Raw genomic sequence first — 22012 nt, forward strand, 5'->3', positions numbered from 1 at the left:
TTTTTTTATATTTTAAAAGGGTAAATGGCAAACCCATTTAAATCAAATGATCGTCAGTTCAGGATCTTAACCCTGACTTTGACATTCACCTGGCCGATATCCTCCAGGCTTTCCGGGTCGGTTGCAGTTACAACTGCTGTGCAGTCATACTCCCCTGCTTCCAGGTTATGATCCAGTTTTACCTTGTCTATGTATTGACCCGGTTTTAAGCCGTCACTTTGATAAAGAACTGTATGGTCTTTATCCAGAGTAAGCGTTACACGGCAGTAATATCTATTCTCTTTTATATTTTCAATCCCCAGATTACCTTCACTTTTACCATCTTCAAACACCGGTTCTACATTCATAGAAACATTGAACATCCCTTCTTGTACAATGCCGTCCAGCATACCCTGCAGCTCTGTAGGGGTTTTCCCCTCCAGTGTGCCGTCCTTTGCCATCTTGTCAAACCAATATTTACTGGTATCATCCATGTTATTTCTATTTAGCAGGAAATACCCTGCCACAGCTGCTGCCGCCAGAAGAAGGAGCAGCAGCAGAACGGCCCATTTTTTGACCTTTCTCTTTTTCTTTTCCATAAATTGCTCCTTTACTGTCAGCGGACTAATTCAAATTTATAAACCATCTGGTATTTCGCCCTGGCATTTTCTTTTACATAAGTATCCGGCTCCGTATAAGAGGTACCAAATAAAGTATCATTATATTTCTCAAAAAATGCCGTATCAGCTGTTCCTTTAAACGTAAATTTCCCCGATGCACCTGCTTCTAATTCCCCGAATTCTATGGGTGTGGTATTCGCTTTTGAAAGGGCAGATTCCGAAAGTCCTGCAAAACCGTTGCTGCTTTCCTGGTCTGCTCCCGCTACTGCCAGATAGAGCTTTTTATCCAGATCTGATCCTGTCAGTTCCGTTTCATCTCCTACCAGTATCATCTGATCCCACGTAATTCCCTCGGTATGATTGTCATTTCTAAATGCCACTACAGTGACTTTTGTCTTATATTTACCACCGTTTGTAATGGTATAATCCGGTGCATCTAATGAAGCATTACGAATATTTTTGTTTTTTGCACTTGCCTGAAGCGGGTTTTCCACTGCCGCCAGGCAGACCTCTAATGGCACTGAAATATCCATAATTTCATAATTGTATAGTTCCAAAGTGTCATTCTCCGTGGTTGATTCCACCAGATAAAGCGCCGGGTTCACCGAGGTAATGGACGTCCCAAGCTTATAGTGGTAATACTCATCGTCAACGGCATCCTCATATGCTTCCTTGATGTCATACACTGCGATATCTCTTCCATTTACCGGATTGTCGGCACCGATGTCCAGATAATCACTTGCATTCAGCTTTTCCTGGATATGTATCACCCGGTCAGCTCCCCAGACCGGATTGTCCTGTGTCCCAGTATTCTCTGTTGTCAGATAGATCTCCTGATTTGCCAGTCTGGCTGCACCATATACGATGGTAAAATATCCATCCTGGTAAATACCGGCACCTTTTCCTGCACTGTTATTCTTTATCACAGCTCCGTCTAAGTTCAGATTTCCATGATTCGCTATTGCTCCTCCTTCTTCTTTTCCATTTGATGACAACGTATTATCATTGTGTTCCAGGATTGTTCCCTCATTAAGATTCAGGGTACTTCTTGTTTCTGTAATAATCAGAGGTGCCTCAGACTTTGTTGCTTCCGCAACATCTTCCATAGGATCTCCGCTGGCAACCGGCAAGCGGTGCCCATCAATAAGAATCTGCTGCAGGCTCAAACTGCTGCCTTCTTTTACTTTAAACAATTCTTTTGTATGGCTGCCCGGACTGCTAAAGTTAGGATTTACCTTCATGGCATCGGGAACCACGTATCTTCGAATGTCTACGGAACCCCCGATAATGCTGATTTCGCCCGGACTGCCTGCCTCCGAATAAGAGGTTGACGATAACGAAATATCTTTGTCAACGCTTACCGTATCTACTACATACAGATAACCTCCGCCGATATTCTTCAGCAGCTCATACGCTTTTTTCAGTGTCCGAACCGCATCATTAGGCAGCCCTCCGCTATTTGTATCATCATCTCCATTCACACCATCAATATATACTCTGCGGCGGAACTGCAGCTCCAGCATGTTTACTTCTCCTGTACGGCTTCCTTTGGAATAAATGTCGGTAACGGACCTTTCAAGCTGGTACATGGATGCCTCTTCCAGGGTTGGCTCATAGGGCTCCTGGGTACTTGTCCGTCCCGGATACTGTACCAGCGGTCTGCCAAGATACGGATCATCCATCGTTATCTGCAATTCACCATTCACCGGTTTGAAGCCACGCAGAGAGATTTCGATAAATTTACTGGACGCTGTATTGCCGATGCTTCCGCTACCGGTCAGGTGCACCGTTCCTTCTATTTTGGGTGCCCTGTCTAAGATACAGGTTCCGTCCTGGTAAATAGCGCTGCCTTTGCCGTTTGGCGTTTTCACATCCGAGATTTCAACACTGACAGCCTGGAAGGTACCTCCATCAACATAGACACCTGCACTCTTTGCATCAGCAGCCGTATTATTATTTCGGTATATCGTTGCGCCTGCCGGTATAATGAGGCTTCCCTTCACCTGGAAGATCGGCGCCCCAGCTTCTACTTTACCTGCTGCAAATAATGGATTCCCTACTACTTCCTGGCTGTGGCCGTCGAAATAAACATTATCAACAGTTAATTTTCCGGAAGCAGCTATTTCTATCATTACGCCGGTATAGGTAGGTGTTTTATACTGATCTTTTTCAGGCCGCTCTTCCTCCCATTCTTCCCATGCATCCGGCTGTGCGTATCTCTGGAAGTAGACCGGACCTTTTGCATCAATTACTTTGACGACGTTTTCATAATATCCGTGTGCTCCTGTTGAATCATTTATATTATTCATTTTGATTTCATCATCTACGGTAACTTTTCCGACGATTGTGATTACGCCTCCTTCAGCACCTGCCTTTAGAATTTCATATGCCCTTTCCAGTGTACGGACTGCCTTTTTTGGCGTCTTTCCATCCTCACTGTCATCTCCGCTTTCACCATTGAGATAAACAACCCCTTTTTGCTGAAGTTCCAGGATATTCTTATCGCTGCTTCTGTTCTCCAAATGATAAATTGCCAAAATCGACGAATCCAGGCTGAAATATTTCTTTGTGTTGCTGTCAGGCACCGCTCCTGCAGGATATTCGATTACACGGCGTCCTCCATATGGATTGTCCATGTTCAGTTTTAATACCGTACCGTTGACAGGTTTATAAGTTTCGTCTGCGCTGATGTAACTGCTGGCTGCTTCGTCAGCACCGCTGCCTGTCAGATATACTTCCCCGTTAATAGTTGAGGAGCCTGCAATGCTCATAGATCCGCCCTGATAGACTGCACTTCCTTTTAATGCGCTTACGTCCTGTATGGTCCCACCATTTACGGTAAGGGTACCTCCATTATTATTTACTGCACCTCCTGTTTTACCCGCTGGGAGATTGTTTAGCCTTAACTTAGTATCTGTGTTCATGCTGACAGATGCTCCCGGATCTATCCGAATTAAGGAATCTCCTTCTATAACGTCATCTATTTCCCTTCTTCCCAATATCCGGATATTTTCAAGCCTCAGGTCTGCACCCGCAGCTGCCCGGACAACCGGTCCTGTATATGCTGCCCATTCTTTGCCTGCTCCATAAATTGGAAATCCGGTATAACGGCTTATCCAGGCTGTATCAGGCAGATCCCAGGTCTCTTGTTTATTCACTTCAATCGGACCGCTGGCATATATTACATAATTATTTCCGCCCCCCAAAGATATTGCTTTAGCCATAGTCTCAACAGCCCTGTCCGGATTAGCACCGTTATTGCTGTCTGAACCTTTTTCACTGTCTATATAAACACATTGCTTAAGTACAAGATTTGGTGCCTGCTTTTCCAGAACATAGCCTGCTACCTGAGTTGTAAAATATGCAAGGTAACCGGTAGCATCTAAAATAACATCATTATCCGCTTTTACCACAACGCTGCCTTTTTGAAAACTGCCGGAACAGTCAATCATGTATTTCCTGTTTCTCTGATATATGGATCCACCCAAAACCAACGGATAGGATGTACTGGAAAGATAAATTCTGTCAGAAATCACACTTCCGCCGCCCTTCAGATTGAAGGATGGTCCCTCAATATAAATACCGGCATTTATTTTTTCTGCAGGTATTGCAGTGCTCAGTGGTATGTTATCGCGGATTACTCCACCCGCCACATCCACCTTAGAGGAACTTCCGTAATAATAGATTCCTGCACCTCTGTTAGCTTTGTTTCCCCTGATGTTTCCGCTGAGGAATTTTAACGTTCCCCCTACTACGGAGATAGCACCACCTTTGCTATAGGAAGTTGATGTGCTTTCCGTTCTAAGTGCTCTGCATATATTATTCTGTATCTCCGCACCATTTATCGTTACCTGGCCGCTGTTAACGAATATTCCGCCGCCCTGCGCACCATAAGTAGGTGAGGTATTGGTACCATTGTAGATCAATTCGTTATCAGAAATTATTCCGCCGTTGACTGTAATGGTTCCATTGTTAAATACAGTTCCCATTATGTTTGCCGAATAGCTTGACGAATCTGAGATGTTCCCTGTAATTGCTGCGCTTCCCGACATATTCAGTGTTCCGGCATTATAAAAAGCCGTTCCAGAGATCGTTGATGTTATTTTTTCAGTTCTGTTTCCGGAAATGGTCCCACCGGAAAATTCAAATGTCGAATAGACATTATAATTGTAAACACCAACTCCATAACTATAGCTGGCAGACCGGTTTACATTATCATCTATATGACCGGAAGTCATGATTACCTTACCGTAATTATAGATGCCGGCAGCATATGCATAGCTAGAAGACAGCCCATAGCATTCATTACCAACAATATTTCCACCCTTAATATTCACATTGCCAGAATTTAAAATTGCTGCTCCGCCTTCATTGGAATTTGTCTTACGGTTATTCTGTAAATACGCCCCCTGTTCTAAATTGACTACGGCGCTGCTGCTATTGACATTGATAATGGAACCGGAAATTGCTGTATTCAACGGGATATTTTCTTTATTTCCATCAATTGTAATGTTTTTTACCGTGAATACCGCACTTCCGCCAAGCTGTATCATATGTCCAAAAAATTGCTCATCCCTTAATACTTTTGGTTTCCAGGTATCCCCTTTATCATTTGTAAAGGATCCTCCCTCATCAAAGCTCCAGGTATCCCCCTGGGGCTTAGCCGAAGACGACGAGTAGAAATCTACCGGATAATTGCAGATGATAATACTGGCTCCGGCATCTAATGTTTTTAATATTTCCGCTGCTTTGGCGAATGTTGCCACTGGCGCCCCCCGGCTCCCACCGTTATTACTGTCATTTCCCGGTACCAGAGTGGGCGTAAGCGCCCCCTGTCCCGCCAGATATACATTATTCTCACCCTGAACAATCAGATTCGGTGTCCGTGCCTTAATAGATTTATCTTTTGGAAAATTAGCAGTTTTTATAAAGTTGTCGATAAAAGGATCTGCACCTGCAGTAAGGGCTGTATCCGGTTCCACTAAGACCTGTCCGATAAAGTTATCGCTGCACCCGATATTAAACTTCTGATTATCCGGTTCACTTAACAGCGTAACGGGCTTATTCACATCCTGTATATAGATCTCTCCTGATACCTCAGCCTTACCGCCCAGATTCAGCTTACCGGCACAGTCCACCGCATTTCCAATGGATGTACTGCGATTCCCCTTTATCTCAATACCATCTTTAAGCGTGAGTGTCCCCTTTGAACCGACGATAATCCCCTTCCCCTGATTATTGATAACCTTAGCGGTACCTTCCAGAGTCATCTCGATCTCATTTGGATAAATCGTTGTTATGCCACTGCTTGTATATAAATAATCATCATTAAAAATACCGTTATTACCATTGTCGTTTACCGATGCATCTCCTGACATCAGAATACTGCTGGGCCCGGTATAATAACTGGAACTTGTTGTCTTATATCGCTCCAGATAAATCCCATATGATCCATTATTCGAAACTTTGGCACTGTCTTTTATTTCCACTGCACATGATCTTTTGGACCAGATTCCATAATTGGAATTTGCTTCCGAACGTGAAGTCCCTCCAATAACGGCATTGCCTTCCAGTATAATTTTAGGACGTACCGCGGTACTGGTTGAAGTGGTACAATAATCAAAGTATATGCCATAGCTATTTTTACCTATTCTGGACTTACCCCGCAAAATAATACTGGTGTTATTGATCGCATAAGAAGAATTTCCATACACACCGTAGCTTGATCCTTCAATTTTTGCATTTCCATCCAACACAACAGATAAATTATCAGCATCAGAATTTGTAGCAGTTATATTATATAAATAAATACCATAATCTTTGTTTTCATTTATAATGGCAGAGTTTCCGTCCATATTGAAACGGCTGCTTTTTGAAACCAACGTTGCATAAACACCTCTGCTGCTTTTCAGAATCCGGGCATTGTCATGTAAGGATGCAACATTATTCGCTGCGTACAAGTATATACCTATATCAGACTGTAGAATGGACGAATCCTGATTCATCTCCAGCATTGGCGTATCCGATACTGTCGTTCTTCCTAACAGGCCTGCCCCATACCTGCCCGGGGCCAGAATATATGAAGAATCATTCATAATAGCTTTGGAATTATCTCCTTGTATGCCAATGCCGCCTGTACTGCTATTAAGTCCTGGCAGGTTCCCCTGACTGCTGTCATTATTCAGGTACCTGTAATTTTCTATACCCGAATGATCCTGCATCGTTAGAGTTCCGCCGCTTAACAACCTGACTGCCCAGTTCCCATGCCAACGGATTACCGCTCCGTCCGATTGATCCGGATTAAGCCCCTTCATCAAAATGCTGCCTCCTGCGCTCTCAACTCCATAACTGTAGTTATTTTGCAAAATTGTGTTTTCCAATATCAGCGATGTATTGGAGGTTAGATAAATCATAGCCTGAATCGTATTATTAGCCCCGTCTACAGCGCCTGCATTTCCGTCCATCAGAAGCTTGCCCACGGTAAATTTGCCGGAACCATTGTTTAACAATCTGGCCATAACGCCATAGTAACTGGCAAACCGTTTTACCTGTGCCAGATTTGTATTAATGACATTCCCTTGGGAATTAGTCGTGTCAGACTGAACAAACTCTTCTGCTTCATAATCCAGCTCCCATTTCTGATCTCCGGCGTCTGCAGGTATCCTTACCTCCCCGCATATGTAAATGTAAGGCTCAAATCCATCCGGATCATAGCCCGGATCTCCCGCAGCCTTTTGGGCATTTATTTTTGCCTCTGCAATCCTGTCTTTCAAAATATCTTTTGCCTTCTCAAATGTAAGCACTGCATTAGACGGAGAGGTCCCTGCGTTTGAATCACTTCCATTGGTTCCATCCAGATAAACCCCTTCTCCAACCAGAATAATATTTTTATTAAATCCTCCCAATTGGGTCTTCGGCGGTATCTCACCTCCTGTAAAATAGGAAACATAAGGCTCTGCATCCTGAATATTTGAATACGTATATGTTTTATCAGTAACATTAACTGCGCCATATTTTGCCGGCGTAACGACTACACTGCCCACTTCAAAAGCATTTTTGTTTAAGTATAACGGCATTTTTCCTTCTGAACCGGTTACCGGCACTTTTTCAAGCAAATATAATTTACTTGTTGCCGTATTTAAAAAGATCTTATCTTTCATATCCAGCGCTTCCGGATCAATGTAAATCCTGTAGGAAGAAGTAGTACTTATATCCAGATATATCCCGAACTTGCCAGCCTCTGTATTTTTCGAATCATAGGTTCCGCCTAAAAACCACATAGCACTGGATATATAGCAGCTGCTGCCCTGATTCACCGCGGTGTTATTTGTAAGGGAAGAGCCGGTTCCAATATAAGAAGTTCCTCCATTGTTGAAAAAACCACCACCGTTTTCAGTTGCTTGATTACCGGAAACTTCCGTATCCTCCAAATATATCACTCCACCGACTGTACAAACACCTCCGCCATACTGAGCTGTGTTATCTTTTAAATACGACTCTGTTACTTTTATCGTATTTCCACTAATATATAATCCGCCGCCACTGGATACCGCATTATTTTCTTTTATCTCCACCCCCTGCAGAATATCTAAATAACTGCTGGAAGTATAAATGCCGCCTCCATACTGGCTGGAGTTTTTTTGTATGATGCTGCCTGTAATGGAATAACGACTGCTTGAGTATCCGCCATTGAGATACAATCCACCTCCATAATAACTTTCATTTCCCTGGATTGTTCCTCCTGACATCGAAAAACTGCCAGCGGTAGAATAGACCCCTCCCCCATAATATGTATTAGTATTATTTTCAATAATACCCCCTTTGATAGTTAAATTACCTCCGGTACTGTAGATTCCTCCGCCATAACGACTGCTGCTGCTTGTTCCAATTGCTTTATTTCCGGAAATCTTTCCACCATCCATTACCATTTTCACACCGGAACCCAGATATACACCGCCTCCGTAAACGTAATAGCCTGTACCAGTATTATCTGATATTACTGCGGTTCCACTTAAATTTAGTTCTCCACCAGTTATATAGATTCCGGCGCCATAACTATTGTAGGAAGAACTGCTTCCAGATGAGGCACCTGTTCCTCTTGCCTCATTATTGGTGATGCTTCCTCCACTGATGTTGAGGATACTGTTTGAACCGGCAGCGTAAATACCGCCTCCAAAGCCTTTATAATAATCAGATAACGACAGATTGGAATTAATTGTTCCCCCTGTCATATCCAGCTGCGCATTGCTTACATAAACTCCGGCTCCGTATCTGCCTGAGTCCGCACCGCTGTTGTCGGTAATGCTACCTCCATTTAAAGTAAAAATCGTATCATTTTTATTTACACCTATTACAGATACACCCAGTGATTTCCGGGTTATCGTCCCCCCGTTCATTGTAAACCTTGTTTCCTTGCCGGATGCTCCCTGAACCTGAACTCCGATCCCCAGATAAGAGCTGTTAAAACCTCTTAAAACAGTACCATCCTCAGAGGTATAGGTTCCCCCGGGAAGTACATTTATCATGATATTACTGTTATTTTTATAGTCATATTCCATCAGAAGTGAGGAAGTAGTTAGGTTTCCTCCGTCTTTTACTGACACCAGCGTACCCGGCACCGTTTTATGGTGTGTCGTGTAATCAGTATTTGTCTTACAGCAGGTAATTTTCGCTTCACTGCTTCTGTCTTTCCCTGCATCATCGATGAAATTCCATACCTCTGTTCCGGTAATGTCAACGGTATCACAGATATAGATCACTCTGTTTTGGGGCGCAATCTCATCCCAGTTTTCTAATAATATCTTTTTTGCCTGGGCGAAGGTTTTCACTGGCCAGTTACAGTTTCCTCCAAACCACGCATCGTTTCCTTTCTGTCCATTGAGATAGACTCCGGTAAAGACAAACTTACGATAAAGTTCAATATGATTTTCAAATACACCGTCACTATCCTCATACGTATCCTTACGAAGTCCCCACCCGGCATTTTGATTACGGCTGTGGAGAACAAATGCATCCAGGTAATCTGACGCGTCGCTTCCGGCGGGTCCCATAATTACATCTGCATACTGATATACCTGATTGTCGTCTAACCCCGAAAAATAAACATTAAATTTACGGTTTCCCGGATCAGCGGCCAGTTCTATCGTACAATCTGCCAGACGGTCCCTGTATTCCGGATCCAATTCTGTCTGGATGCTTCCTCCTGTTATGGTCATTCCTTCTCCGATCACCAGCTTGCCAAGAACATCACCTGATGCGCCGTCATAACTTCCTGCAATTCTTATACCGATACCCTGTTTACAGGCTACGTCAATATTAGACATTTTAAATGTTTCACCCGGAGGAATGATCAAAACTTCCGTAGGATATTTCTCCCATTGAGACAACGCAATCTTATTTTCACCATCCAGCTCCGTTATCGGCACACCATTCTGAGTAAACTCCGGATCACCTACGACTACCGGACTCATTACAATAACAGTTCCGCCTTCTCCGCCAAGCAATTCTTTCGCCTTTTCCCAGCTCTGAACCGGATGCTGATCATCAATACCCGAATTCCCATCATTGCCTCCCGGAATCGCAGGTCGGTCACCTTCGGGACTTGATGCATCCTTATTTACATTCCAATAGACGATCTGGCTGCCCACTGCGCGAGCCGATGAACGGACTTTATTTTCCGTATTGTTTTCAGGCTCTTTTATGTCTGTCTTATCTTCATCTTTTGGAGAAACTTTAGAAACATCTTTTTCTACATCTTTGGTTTCATCTTTTGTTGTATCTTTTGTTGTATCTTTTGTTGTATCTTTATCATCTGTTTTAGACAGCAGCGTTAAATAAATTTCTTTTGCTGTGTCCTCCTTAACCCAAAGTTTCCAATTATTTTTTGCGCTCTGTTCCAACGTAAAATGACTTAATAAGCTATCTCCGCTTTCCCCATTTTCATAGAGTGCTGATAACGCCATTTCCTCGTTTACATTTGCATCCGCCTGTACAGATATAGTGTAAGTTCTGCCTTTTTCTAATTCTTTCAGAATCTGAATGGAAGGCTTCTTCCCCTGGCTGTTTCTGTAGTCCAATTCCAGATTACCCTGAACGTTGAGCCCAACTCCTATCACAAGGCTTCCGCCCGTAACCCTGATAAGTGTCTGGTTTTCTCTGCCGGCGGCTGAGGCTAATGTCATATTAGAAAGTACAGCCCCTCCTTCTTCGATAAGAAATATTGACTGGTCTTCCCCTTTTCTTTCTGCCCAATTAACAAACCGTATGCCTCTTCCATCTAATTCTGCTTTTTCAGAAGAATTGATTTTCATTGAGGACATAACATAAACTGTAACCTCATCTCCGGGTAACTTTTTCAAATCCGCTGCCTTACTGAATATATCCTCTATATTTGTCAAAGGAGTCTGAGCACTTTTACCATCCCGACTATTATCATCCGTATTTTTGTCTGCATCAGCGGATGGATCCCAATAGAGCACCGGTGACTCCTGGCTTTGGTTCTCTTTGGATTCCGACTGAGTTTCCTTTGTGCTGTCTTTTGATTCCTGAGTTTTTTTATCTGTCCCTGCTGCTTCTGCCTTTTTTTCTGTATTCGATATATTTTTTTCTGTCAAAGGGGTCTTATTTATTTCTGTGGTGAATTTTTCTGTATCCGTCTTCCTCTGTAATTCAGTCCCCTTTTCTGAATCTGTTGCCTTTTCTAGTTTTGTTTCATTTTCCGAAACTGATTTTTTTGTTTCACCGGAATACTCGCTTATCGTATTTACTTTTCCGATAAGATTGTATTTTTCTGTTGCTGTTCCAGCAGCCTCTGTTATTCCCGGACTGCATATGATAATACCGATGCAAAGCATAACAGCCACTATTTTTTTTACTTTTTTATTCATTTGTGCTCCCTCCGATTTTATAAATATTGCCTATAACAAAGGCTTTTCTTTTATTCATTCTAATAGGTTCCTGGAAATTACTGGTGATTAAATCAGACTTTTTTCTTCAGATGTGATAGAATAAGGCAAGTAAGAAAACTGTAACAAAAGAATACGTGATATATGACAATAGCAAAACAGGCGAAAGCCTGTGACGCAAAGCTATCAGGGTCTGTAAAATGACAGCCAGCTGCCGACTTCCTTCTTGGATTATGCCTGCATGCTGGCTGTCATTTTTATGTATTTTTAGCTGGGGAAAAAAGTCTACCTTTTTCTCCAAAAACAATATATTTTCGACAATATATTACAATTAATTTATTATAGGGATTCATTCAATTGATTGCTTTGTAAAGCCCATTTAAAAAAAGTTTTATGATCTACTTCTAATCTTCTGGCAGCTTCCCTGCCACTGATTCTATTTTCAGACCATTGTTCATATACGTTTGTAAAATTAGCCGGTAGCTCTTTACTGGGACGACCGAACTGTACTCCTTTTACCTTGGCAACTTCAATTCCTTCCTTTTGCCTTTGCCGGATATTTTCTCTTTCTATCTGCGCAACATAGGACAAAATCTGTAAGACAAGGTCTGCTATAAAGATACCTGTTATATCATTTTCTTTAACTCTTGTATCTAACAGAGGAAAATCAATGACGACAATATCGGCTTTTATTACTTTCGTTAATCTGCGCCATTGGCATATTATTTCATCATAATCTCTTCCCAGGCGATCTATCGATTTTACATATAATACATCTCCAGCCTTTAATTTTTTTATTAGCTTTTTATACTGCGGACGATCAAAGTCTTTACCCGATTGTTTGTCTTCGAATATATGACTTGATAATATACCAGCTTTTTCCATAGCTGCCAGTTGACGGTCTGTGTGTTGATCTTTTGTTGATACGCGTACGTATCCATATTTCTGGCTTTTCATTGCATTCCCTCCATTTGTGAATATTCATGAATTATTATGCCACAATTTTTATAATTTTGAACTGGAATATTTTTTTTAATTAAAAAAGCGGAAAGAATTGTGCATTTTTACAATTCTTTCCGCTATTATTCAAAGTATAGAATCAACTAATACTTTTTATTAATCATTTTTAAGTACGCTTCCTGTTCCCAGTCATCAATGATGATATCATAATGGGTATTAATTTTAATACATCCATATAGCATAATTATAAATCCACTTAATATCATAATCCCAAATGTTGCCGCCATTTTCTCCTCCTGTCAATCAGAAAACAGGTTTATCTGTATCGAACTTGATAAGTGTAATTATCACTGCTTCTGTAAGTCTTACTTCCGACTTTCTTATTTGCTACTACGTAGATATAATATGTTCTGCCTTTTTTCAGCCTGCTGCTACCATATTTTTTAATTATAGTTTTTGTTGATTTTGTTGTTGTGGCTTTTTTATAACCGGAATTACGTTTGCTTGAAATGTATACAGTATAGTTTGTTGCTCCATTTATCTTGTCCCAGGAGGCCTTAATTCCCGTTCCGGATTTTTTACCTTCCACCTTTGGTTGAATTGCAATGTAGGAGGTTGACCAGGAACTATACTTCTTACCTGTTTTTAACTGAATATAGGCGCGAACTTTTACTTTATAAAAGTCTTTTTTTATGTTTGAAAATGTATAGCTGTTAGTGTTATAGTTTATAACTTTTGTGGATCCTATTTTTTTGTTTTTAGCAGAGTATAAAGCAATTTCGTAACCATTTGCGTTTTCTGCTCTTTCCCATTGAATACTTGCTTTTTTGATATTTGCGTATCCATAATCGGTAAAAATATTCTTTACACTTGACGGTACTGTTTTTACATCATAAACTGTTGTACCATAGCTGGCCACCGCTGTATAACCGCCTGCGCTCCGTTCCGGATATACTTTATACTTATAAGTTCCGCCTGCCTTTAGATTATTAATGGTATAAGTATTGGCTGCCGTCTTTCCTATATAGATCTCCTGATTGCTTTCAATCTGATATACATTATATCCGGTTGCTCCCGCTGATTTATCCCATTGCAGTGTTACACTTGATGTACCGGCATTTGTCTGTATTACTTTCTGATATGGAATCTGAACCGGTGTAGTAGCAACTGCTATTCCAGCTGACCATGGTCCATATATCTTATTGGGGTATTGATTTTCATAAGCCCTGACTCTAAAGTAATATGTCATTCCGGCGGTAAGTCCGCTCTTGCTGCAATCCAGACTTGTCATCGTATAGCCAACAGAATACCAGTTCCGGTTGTCTTGTGAATATTCTACCTCATATCGGATGCTGCTTCCCATAACCTGATTCCAAACGACCTTGGCAGATCCTTCTGATGCATATGTCTGTCTCAATCCTGAGGGAGCGCCCGGTGCAGCCAATGCTGACATGCTAAAAAACAAAGCAAGCAGAAATCCCAACACCATTATGGCTCCAGCTCTTTTATATCGTTTTGTGTGCAGATTCATTTTATCGTAATCATACATTTTCATTTCCCTCCTTAAATCTTTTCTGAGGGTAGTTTATCATAGATTCATTTCTGAAATACCAGACTTGTCCTGAAATGCCTATTTATCTGCATGAATTGTTTTTTTCAACATATTCTAATTCTTTTAACCCTTAAAAATAGAATTTCAGTGCAAAAAAACTTCCTTCCAGTCAGAGGATATTTGACAAAAAGATCCGCTGTATTTGTGTACAGCGGATCCCTTTAAACATTTGGAGAAGTTATTAATATACTAAATTTTAGCTTCTCCAGGGCTTTACATTAATTACTAACTCTGCCATGGCGGTCTGTCCGGCCTGATTCGTTAACCGATATAAAATAGTGTAACTTCCGGTATTATAGCTATAGAATGTATCGCCCAAAAGCCGTTCACCATTCAATGTACATATGACTTTACTCTTTAAGTTCGGACCGTCTTTTTCATCACTGGCTGTTTTTATGAAATCTTTCAAATATACGCGTTTACCAGGAGTGATGCTTAAATTATCCGTAGATAATTTAAGAACAGGAAGTTGCTTTTTCGCTTTTACAATAATGTACATGGATTTCTTAACGGTGATACCATACTTATTTGTCAAAGAATACATTACTTTATATTTACCTGCCTTATCAGCTTTAAACTTCATATTCTCTGACAAATTTTCTGAGCCTACTTTGCATTTTACTAATTTCATAGCATTTTTACCGCCCTTATACTGCAATGCTTCTTTGATATACTGATTCAGATTTACTGTTTCTCCGGATTTAACCGTAATCTCAGTTTTCTTTAAGCGCAGAACCGGACTTGCAGGTTTAACTACAACTTTTAACTGCTTTTTCATAGTACCTTTCTGATATGGCATTTTAAAGGTAACTTTGAAAGTTCCTGTTTTTGATGCTGCAAAGTAATTCCTTTTGATCATTTTCTTTTTATCTGCAATGAATGTTACTTTATCTTTGATATTCTTTCCGTTGGAATCCTGAGCCACAGAGATTAGAGTTCTTAAATCTAATTTCTTACCAACTTTGATTGTTACTTTACTCTTTTTCAAAGTAAGCTTTGCATAATCAGGTTTCGGACGATCTTTCACCTTTACCAGCAGATATTTTGTTACATTCCCTGCTGCATGTGGCAATGTTATGGCTACTCTGAATTCCCCTGCAATAGGAGAGCAGAATATTTGTCCATTAATCAGGAACGATGGCAATACCGTATACCTCAAACTATATCTAAGATCCTGGTTTGTGGAGTCGGTGGCAACTGATACCATCTGTCCTAATAGCAGATTTTCTCCCATAAAAATCTCTGCCCGATCCTGTTTCAATACAAGCTTAGGATTTTTTGGTTTTTCCTGCACTTTACGATAACAAAATGCTGCGGACTGCTCATACCTAACATTCTGTAAATGGATCTTAGACTGGCTTATCACCTCGTATCCTTTAATAGATGGAGCATTGATGACGATACTGCTTCCTTTGTCGATTTCATACACCATTTTATAGATGGACTGATCAACTAAATTACTAATATTATTATCGTACTCATCAAAAACTTTTACATATATCTTTACCTTCTCTACGGGTATTACCTTTTGTTTGTAATAGAAAGTTACGGATTGATCTCCTGTAATGGGTGAAATCATATAATATGGCTGACCGCTTACGTTGTAACCATCAATGGAAGGTGCATAGATCTTTATGCTGTCCCCCTTAACCGCTTCAATTTCCAACGGTGATACGGACTGATCAACCAGACCGGATAAATCTTTGTTATTCTCATCTTTTACCAAAATGTGAATTTTAACTTTTTCAACCGGTTTTTCCTTTTCTTTGTAAATAAATTCTACCGTTTCATCTCTGACAATTGGATAAAACAGTTGCACATCTTCGCCTGTCACTACATAACCATCTATGAATGGAGCTTCTATTCTGACCTCACTGCCTTTTTCCGCTTCCACCACTAATGGTGTAACCGACTGGTCTACCAGACTGCTAAGGTCTCTTCCCTGCTCATTCTTCACAAGTATGGTGACAGAAACTTTTTCCACCGGCTTTACTTCTTTGCGGTAAATAAATGTGATCTCTTCATTCTGAAGAATCGGTGAGAAGTCTTTCACTTTATCTCCCTGAATTTCATACCCTTCCATTTCCGGATACTCTATTCTCACATTACTTCCCTTTTCTGCTGTCCTCGCCAATGGATAAATATCCTGGTCTATAAGACTGCTTAAATCATTTCCTGACTCATCCTTTAAAAGAATTGTAATGTTTACTTTTTCCACAGGCTTCTCCGCTTCTTTATATTCAAAGACCACGGTTTCATCCTGATAAATGGGTTTAAATTCTTGAAAGCTTTCTCCCTGGATTTTGTATCCTTCAATTACAGGAGCAGAAACAATCACATTACTATTTTTCTCCACTGACTGATGCAGCGGTGTTTCTTCCTGATTTACAAGACTGCTTAAATCCCTGCCCTGTTCATCTACCGGTATAATGGTTATATTTACTTTTTCTACCGGCTTTACTTCTTTTGCATATGTGAATACAATGTTCTCACCCTGCTTAATTGGTGAAAAATCTTTAGAACTTTCTCCCTGAAGAACATACCCATCAATCTCAGGCGCTTCTACTTTCACATTGCTGCCTTTTTCCACTTCCCAAACTAATGGTCTGTCTTCCGTGTTCACAAGGCTGCTTAAATCATTGCCCTCTGTATCCACAGGAAGAATGGTCACGGTAACTTTTTCTGCAGGTCTCACTTCTTCCTCATAAATGAACTCTACTATTTCATCCTTTTGAATCGGGAAGAAATTAATATTACCCTTTCCCTGTAGTTTATATCCCTCAATTACAGGTGCCGTAACCGTAATATCGCTCCCTTTCTCCACTTCTAAGGATAAAGGATTTACGTTTTGATCTACCAGATTACTCAGATCTTTTCCGGTAGTATCATTTACATGGATGGTGACCATTACTTTTTCAATTGGTTTTATTTCTTCCTGATAAATAAACTCTACCGTCTCGTCTTTCGTGATTGGGTTGAATTCCTGGAAATTTTCTCCCTGGACTTTATATCCGTCTATCACTGGTGCTTGTACTCTTACGTTGTCACCTTTCAGTGCCGGAATTATCAGTGGTGTCGTTTCCTGATTTACCAGATTTGATAAGTCATTTCCTGCGCTATCTTTTACCTTGATCGTCACGTTCAGCTGTTCCTTGTACGTAAATGTTACTATCTCGTCTTTCGTGATTGGACTGAATTCCTGGAAATTATCTCCCTGGACTTTATATCCGTCTATCACTGGAGCTTCGACCCTTACATTGTCACCTTTCAGTGCCGGAATTATCAGTGGTGTCGTTTCCTGATTTACCAGATTTGATAAGTCGTTTCCTGCGCTGTCCTTTACCTTAATTGTGACTTGCAGTTGTTCCTTATACGTAAATGTTACTGTCTCGTCTTTCGTGATTGGATTGAATTCCTGGAAATTTTCTCCCTGGACTTTATATCCGTCTATCACTGGTGCTTGTACTCTTACGTTGTCACCTTTCAGTGCCGGAATTACCAGYGGCGTCGTTTCCTGATTCACCAGATTGGATAAGTCTTTTCCTGCGCTATCTTTTACCTTGATCGTCACGCTCAGCTGTTCCTTGTAAGTAAATGTTACTATCTCGTCTTTCGTGATTGGATTGAATTCCTGGAAATTTTCTCCCTGGACTTTATATCCGTCTATCACTGGTGCTTGTACTCTTTCATTGTCACCTTTCAGGGCTGATATCACGAGTGGCGTTGTTTCCTGATTCACCAGATTTGATAAGTCTTTTCCTGCACTATCCTTTACCTTAATTGTGACTTGCAGCTGTTCCTTGTACGTAAATGTTACTATCTCGTCTTTCGTGATTGGATTGAATTCCTGGAAATTATCTCCCTGAACTTTAAATCCATCTATCACTGGTGCTTGTACTCTTACATTGTCACCTTTCAGCACTGGTATCACGAGTGGTGTTGTTTCCTGATTCACCAGATTGGATAAGTCGTTTCCTGCGCTATCTTTTACTTTGATCGTCACGCTCAGCTGTTCCTTGTACGTAAATGTTACTATCTCGTCTTTCGTGATTGGATTGAATTCCTGGAAATTATCTCCCTGAACTTTATATCCATCTATCACTGGCGCCTCTACTCTTACATTGTCACCTTTCAGCACTGGTATCACGAGTGGTGTTGTTTCCTGATTCACCAGATTGGATAAGTCTTTTCCGGCGCTATCCTTTACCTTAATTGTGACTTGCAGCTGTTCCTTGTACGTAAATGTTACTGTTTCATTTTGGGCGATTGGATTGAATACCTGGAAGTTTTCTCCCTGGACTTTATATCCATCTATCACTGGCGCCTCTACTCTTACGTAGTCACCTTTCAGCACTGGTATCACGAGTGGTGTTGTTTCCTGATTCACCAGATTGGATAAGTCTTTTCCTGCGCTATCTTTTACCTTGATTGTGACTTGCAGCTGTTCCTTGTACGTAAATGTTACTGTTTCATTTTGGGTGATTGGATTGAATTCCTGGAAATTATCTCCCTGAACCTTATATCCATCTATCACTGGTGCTTGTACTCTTACATTGTCACCTTTCAGCACTGGTATCACGAGTGGTGTTGTTTCCTGATTCACCAGATTGGATAAGTCTTTTCCTGTGCTGTCTTTTACCTTGATCGTCACGTTCAGCTGTTCCTTGTACGTAAATGTTACTGTCTCGTCTTTCGTGATTGGATTGAATTCCTGGAAATTTTCTCCCTGAACTTTATATCCATCTATCGCTGGTGCTTGTACTCTTACGTTGTCACCTTTCAGTGCCGGAATTACCAGTGGCGTCGTTTCCTGATTCACCAGATTGGATAAGTCTTTTCCTGCGCTATCTTTTACCTTGATCGTCACGCTCAGCTGTTCCTTGTACGTAAATGTTACTATCTCATCTTTTGTGATTGGACTGAATTCCTGGAAATTATCTCCCTGGACTTTATATCCGTCTATCACTGGTGCTTGTACTCTTACGTTGTCACCTTTCAGTGCCGTAATTACCAGTGGTGTCGTTTCCTGGTTTACCAGATTTGACAAGTCTTTTCCTGCGCTATCCTTTACCTTAATTGTGACTTGCAGCTGTTCCTTGTACGTAAATGTTACTGTCTCGTCTTTCGTGATTGGATTGAATTCCTGGAAACTATCTCCCTGGACTTTATATCCGCCTATCACTGGTGCCTCTACTCTTACGCTGCTTCCCTTTGTAACTTCTCTATTTAAAGGTGTAACATCTTGGTCTACAAGTGCACTCAGGTCTCTTCCATCTGCATCCTTTACCTGAATTATTATATTCACTTTTTCTTCTACAGGATTTCTGGTGTAGGTGAATTCCACTGAACGATCTGAAGTTACTTCATTCAGAGTGACTTGACTAGCTCCTTTTATGGTATAACCTTTTATCAGAGGCGCTTGAATAGTTATGGATCCGTTTTCTTCTACTTCATAATTAAATTGATAATTCGGATCTGCTGCCAGTTCTGTCAGATCTGTACCCGTTCCATATTCTAATGGTACTACCTGAATACGATGCAATCCCTTTGTATAATGGAATACAACTTCACTATTCTGCGTAATTTTGGAAATAGTTACGAATCCATCGGCTGCCGATATGCTTCCTCCGCTTCCCTGTAAGAAATCACCGATCGGAGATGCCAGTGTATATCCCGCGATACCCGGTAATTTAAATCGGATTGTTTCATCCGGGAATACTTCGTAGCTGCTCTTGAAGCTCTTTGGCCATTGGCAGGTTATATCCTCTCCCTGGGAATTTCTGGCTGTCAGTTTAAGTGTATGTCCGGTCTGTACTCCATCGCCTACACTGACGTAAAGTGTTCCGGAATATTGGTACAGCTTCTCTCCCTGGGAATTATAAATAGATTTTGCATCAAAAGTGATGGTATACATATCTCCGGGTTTTGCATTGTCCCAGGTAAATGTATAGGTACTATAGTCGTATTTACCACCGCCGGAAATGGTATATTTATCAATCGGCAGCTTTCCGCCATGATATTGCAGTGGATTAGTCAATACTGCTTTTTTTGTACCTGAATTATACTGTGCTGTTACTTTAGTTGTCTGTCCTTTTAGTATTGTACTGGATGGAATCACCTTGCCTTCCCAGGACTCCGGTATGTTTAAAATACGGTTGCCGGATAAGTTTACGGATATGCCAACTCTCTGATTAGCATAAAATCCGTTGAGCGCTCCGGGGCTTCCATCCTCCCCCGTCCATTCTCCTAAGTCTTCAATTTCACAATTTGATAAATCCAAAGAAGCCACTGTGGCTTTCTTAAAAAGTGAAATTTCCGGAACGGTTTTGAACTTATTGTTGCTTAAATCGATTGCTACCTGCCCCATCCAGCTGCTTCCTTCCAGCTCAGAAATTTCCTTCGGCAGCGAGGTCAGCTGATTACCCTGTAGAAATAACTGCCCCAGAGACAAATTTCCGATTGATCCAGGTATCTCTGTTAAATTATTTCTCTGTGCATGAAGAATACCCAGATTTTTCAGCTGTCCAATAGAATCCGGCAGCTGGGTAAGCTGGTTTCCTTCCACATAAATTGCAGTTAAACCGCTCATTTCTCCGATTTTATCCGGCAGAGTTTTCAGCTGCTGCTGTCCTGCTTTTAATTCAGTGAGGTTCGTCAGGTTTACAATAGAATCCGGCAACACACTGATCTGTCCGATATTTGGCAGGACAACTTCCAGATCCAATTGTGTCAGTGCTGACAAAGCGCCAATATCTGCCGGAAGGCTCTTCAGATTTAAGCATTGGCTCAAATCCAGCTTCGTCAGTTTTTTCAGCTTTGTAATTGATTTTGGCAGAGACGTTATGGATGCCCCTGTTAAATTTAACTCTTCCAGTTCGGTACAATTTCCAATACTTTCCGGAAGCTGTGTTATCCCCACTTCTTTATCCAGGTCATTATAATATACACTGTACGTGGATAAATATTTTAGTTTTGACAGCTGTCCAATACTTTCCGGGATCCTGCATCCGGTCGGAAGAAACAGTAATTCCAGTCTCTCCAGATTTGTAAGGTTAGAGATCTGTACCGGTATTTCTGCATAATTTCTACCATACAGGGACAATTCTTTTAAACTTCTACAGTTAGTGAGTCCCGCCGGAAATTCATCCATTACCACATTTGCAGCATTGAAAATTTCCAGTTGCTGCAGTTTTCCCAGTTCTTCCGGAAATATAACCCCTTCTCCATCGGAAAGTTCAACAGACTGTAAATTTACCAGGTTTCCTATTGATTCCGGAAATGTTATATTGCTCATCGTCTCCTGAATATTTAAACGCCTGAGATTTACTAAATTACCAAATTCCTGTGGTATTACCGTTTGTTTACTACTTCCTAAAGTACCGGATCCATTCAGTATCTCAAGTTCTTCAATCTGAGTAGCCAAACATAATTTTGCCGGAAAATTCCCCTTGTAATAGGTGATCTTTAGTTTTTTCAGGGATGGAATCTCAAACATTTCATCTGGTGTATTATTAAATACGCTTTCTGTTGTTAACGCCTGAAATTCTATTTCTTTCAGATTCCTGAGATTAGCCAGTTCTTTTGGCGCTTCCCAGGGGGTTTTCCCACTTCCGGGAACCGTTTTGATCACAAGTGTCTCAATCGAATCAAATTGTGCCTGGGTAAGCTGTGAAGGCGTGGGCTTCGGCGAACCCACAATTTGTTTTGCAATTAATGTAGTCAACCAGTTTTCTGTTGCAGGATTGGATACCGGATTGATATCCGCTACATCCCAGAAGCTTTTTTGAGATGGAGCTGCAAGTGTATCCGTTTTCATCAGACAGATTCCGCATACAAAAACTGCCAGAAAACAAATTAACACTATTAATTGTCTCTTTCGGTTTTCCATGTTTCTCTCCTTTTCTTATGTAATGCTCAACTTACGGTTTCATGTAAAT

The 22012-nt window shown here is 41.0% G+C and carries 6 protein-coding genes and 1 riboswitch; all 6 genes read right to left on the bottom strand.

Annotated features, from left to right (window positions below; all coding sequences use genetic code 11):
- Positions 1–53 precede the first annotated feature (53 nt).
- Complete coding sequence (locus tag QR40_RS29880; protein WP_052377646.1) at positions 54–578, bottom strand: hypothetical protein; 525 nt, start codon at positions 576–578, stop codon at positions 54–56.
- Between the two features lie 17 nt (positions 579–595).
- Positions 596–11485 (bottom strand): hypothetical protein, encoded by a 10890-nt coding sequence (locus tag QR40_RS14205; RefSeq protein ID WP_044295625.1) that lies wholly within the window; start codon positions 11483–11485, stop codon positions 596–598.
- Between the two features lie 160 nt (positions 11486–11645).
- A riboswitch (cyclic di-GMP riboswitch) is annotated at positions 11646–11722 on the top strand.
- A 120-nt stretch (positions 11723–11842) separates the two neighbouring features.
- Positions 11843–12460, bottom strand: a complete 618-nt coding sequence (locus QR40_RS14210) for a recombinase family protein (protein WP_044295627.1) — start codon at positions 12458–12460, stop codon at positions 11843–11845.
- A 146-nt stretch (positions 12461–12606) separates the two neighbouring features.
- A complete protein-coding gene (locus QR40_RS31800; protein ID WP_160295817.1) occupies positions 12607–12750 on the bottom strand; it encodes a hypothetical protein in 144 nt (47 codons plus the stop codon).
- Positions 12751–12779: 29 nt separating this feature from the next.
- The gene (locus tag QR40_RS14215) at positions 12780–14012 is read right to left on the bottom strand and encodes a fibronectin type III domain-containing protein (protein ID WP_044295629.1); all 1233 of its coding nucleotides are present in this window, start codon (positions 14010–14012) and stop codon (positions 12780–12782) included.
- A 259-nt stretch (positions 14013–14271) separates the two neighbouring features.
- On the bottom strand, positions 14272–21963 hold the full coding sequence (locus tag QR40_RS14220) for a leucine-rich repeat domain-containing protein (RefSeq protein ID WP_044295631.1): 7692 nt from the start codon (positions 21961–21963) through the stop codon (positions 14272–14274).
- Positions 21964–22012 lie beyond the last annotated feature (49 nt).

This window comes from Robinsoniella peoriensis (genome assembly GCF_000797495.1).
In the GTDB taxonomy this organism is placed as follows: domain Bacteria; phylum Bacillota; class Clostridia; order Lachnospirales; family Lachnospiraceae; genus Robinsoniella; species Robinsoniella peoriensis.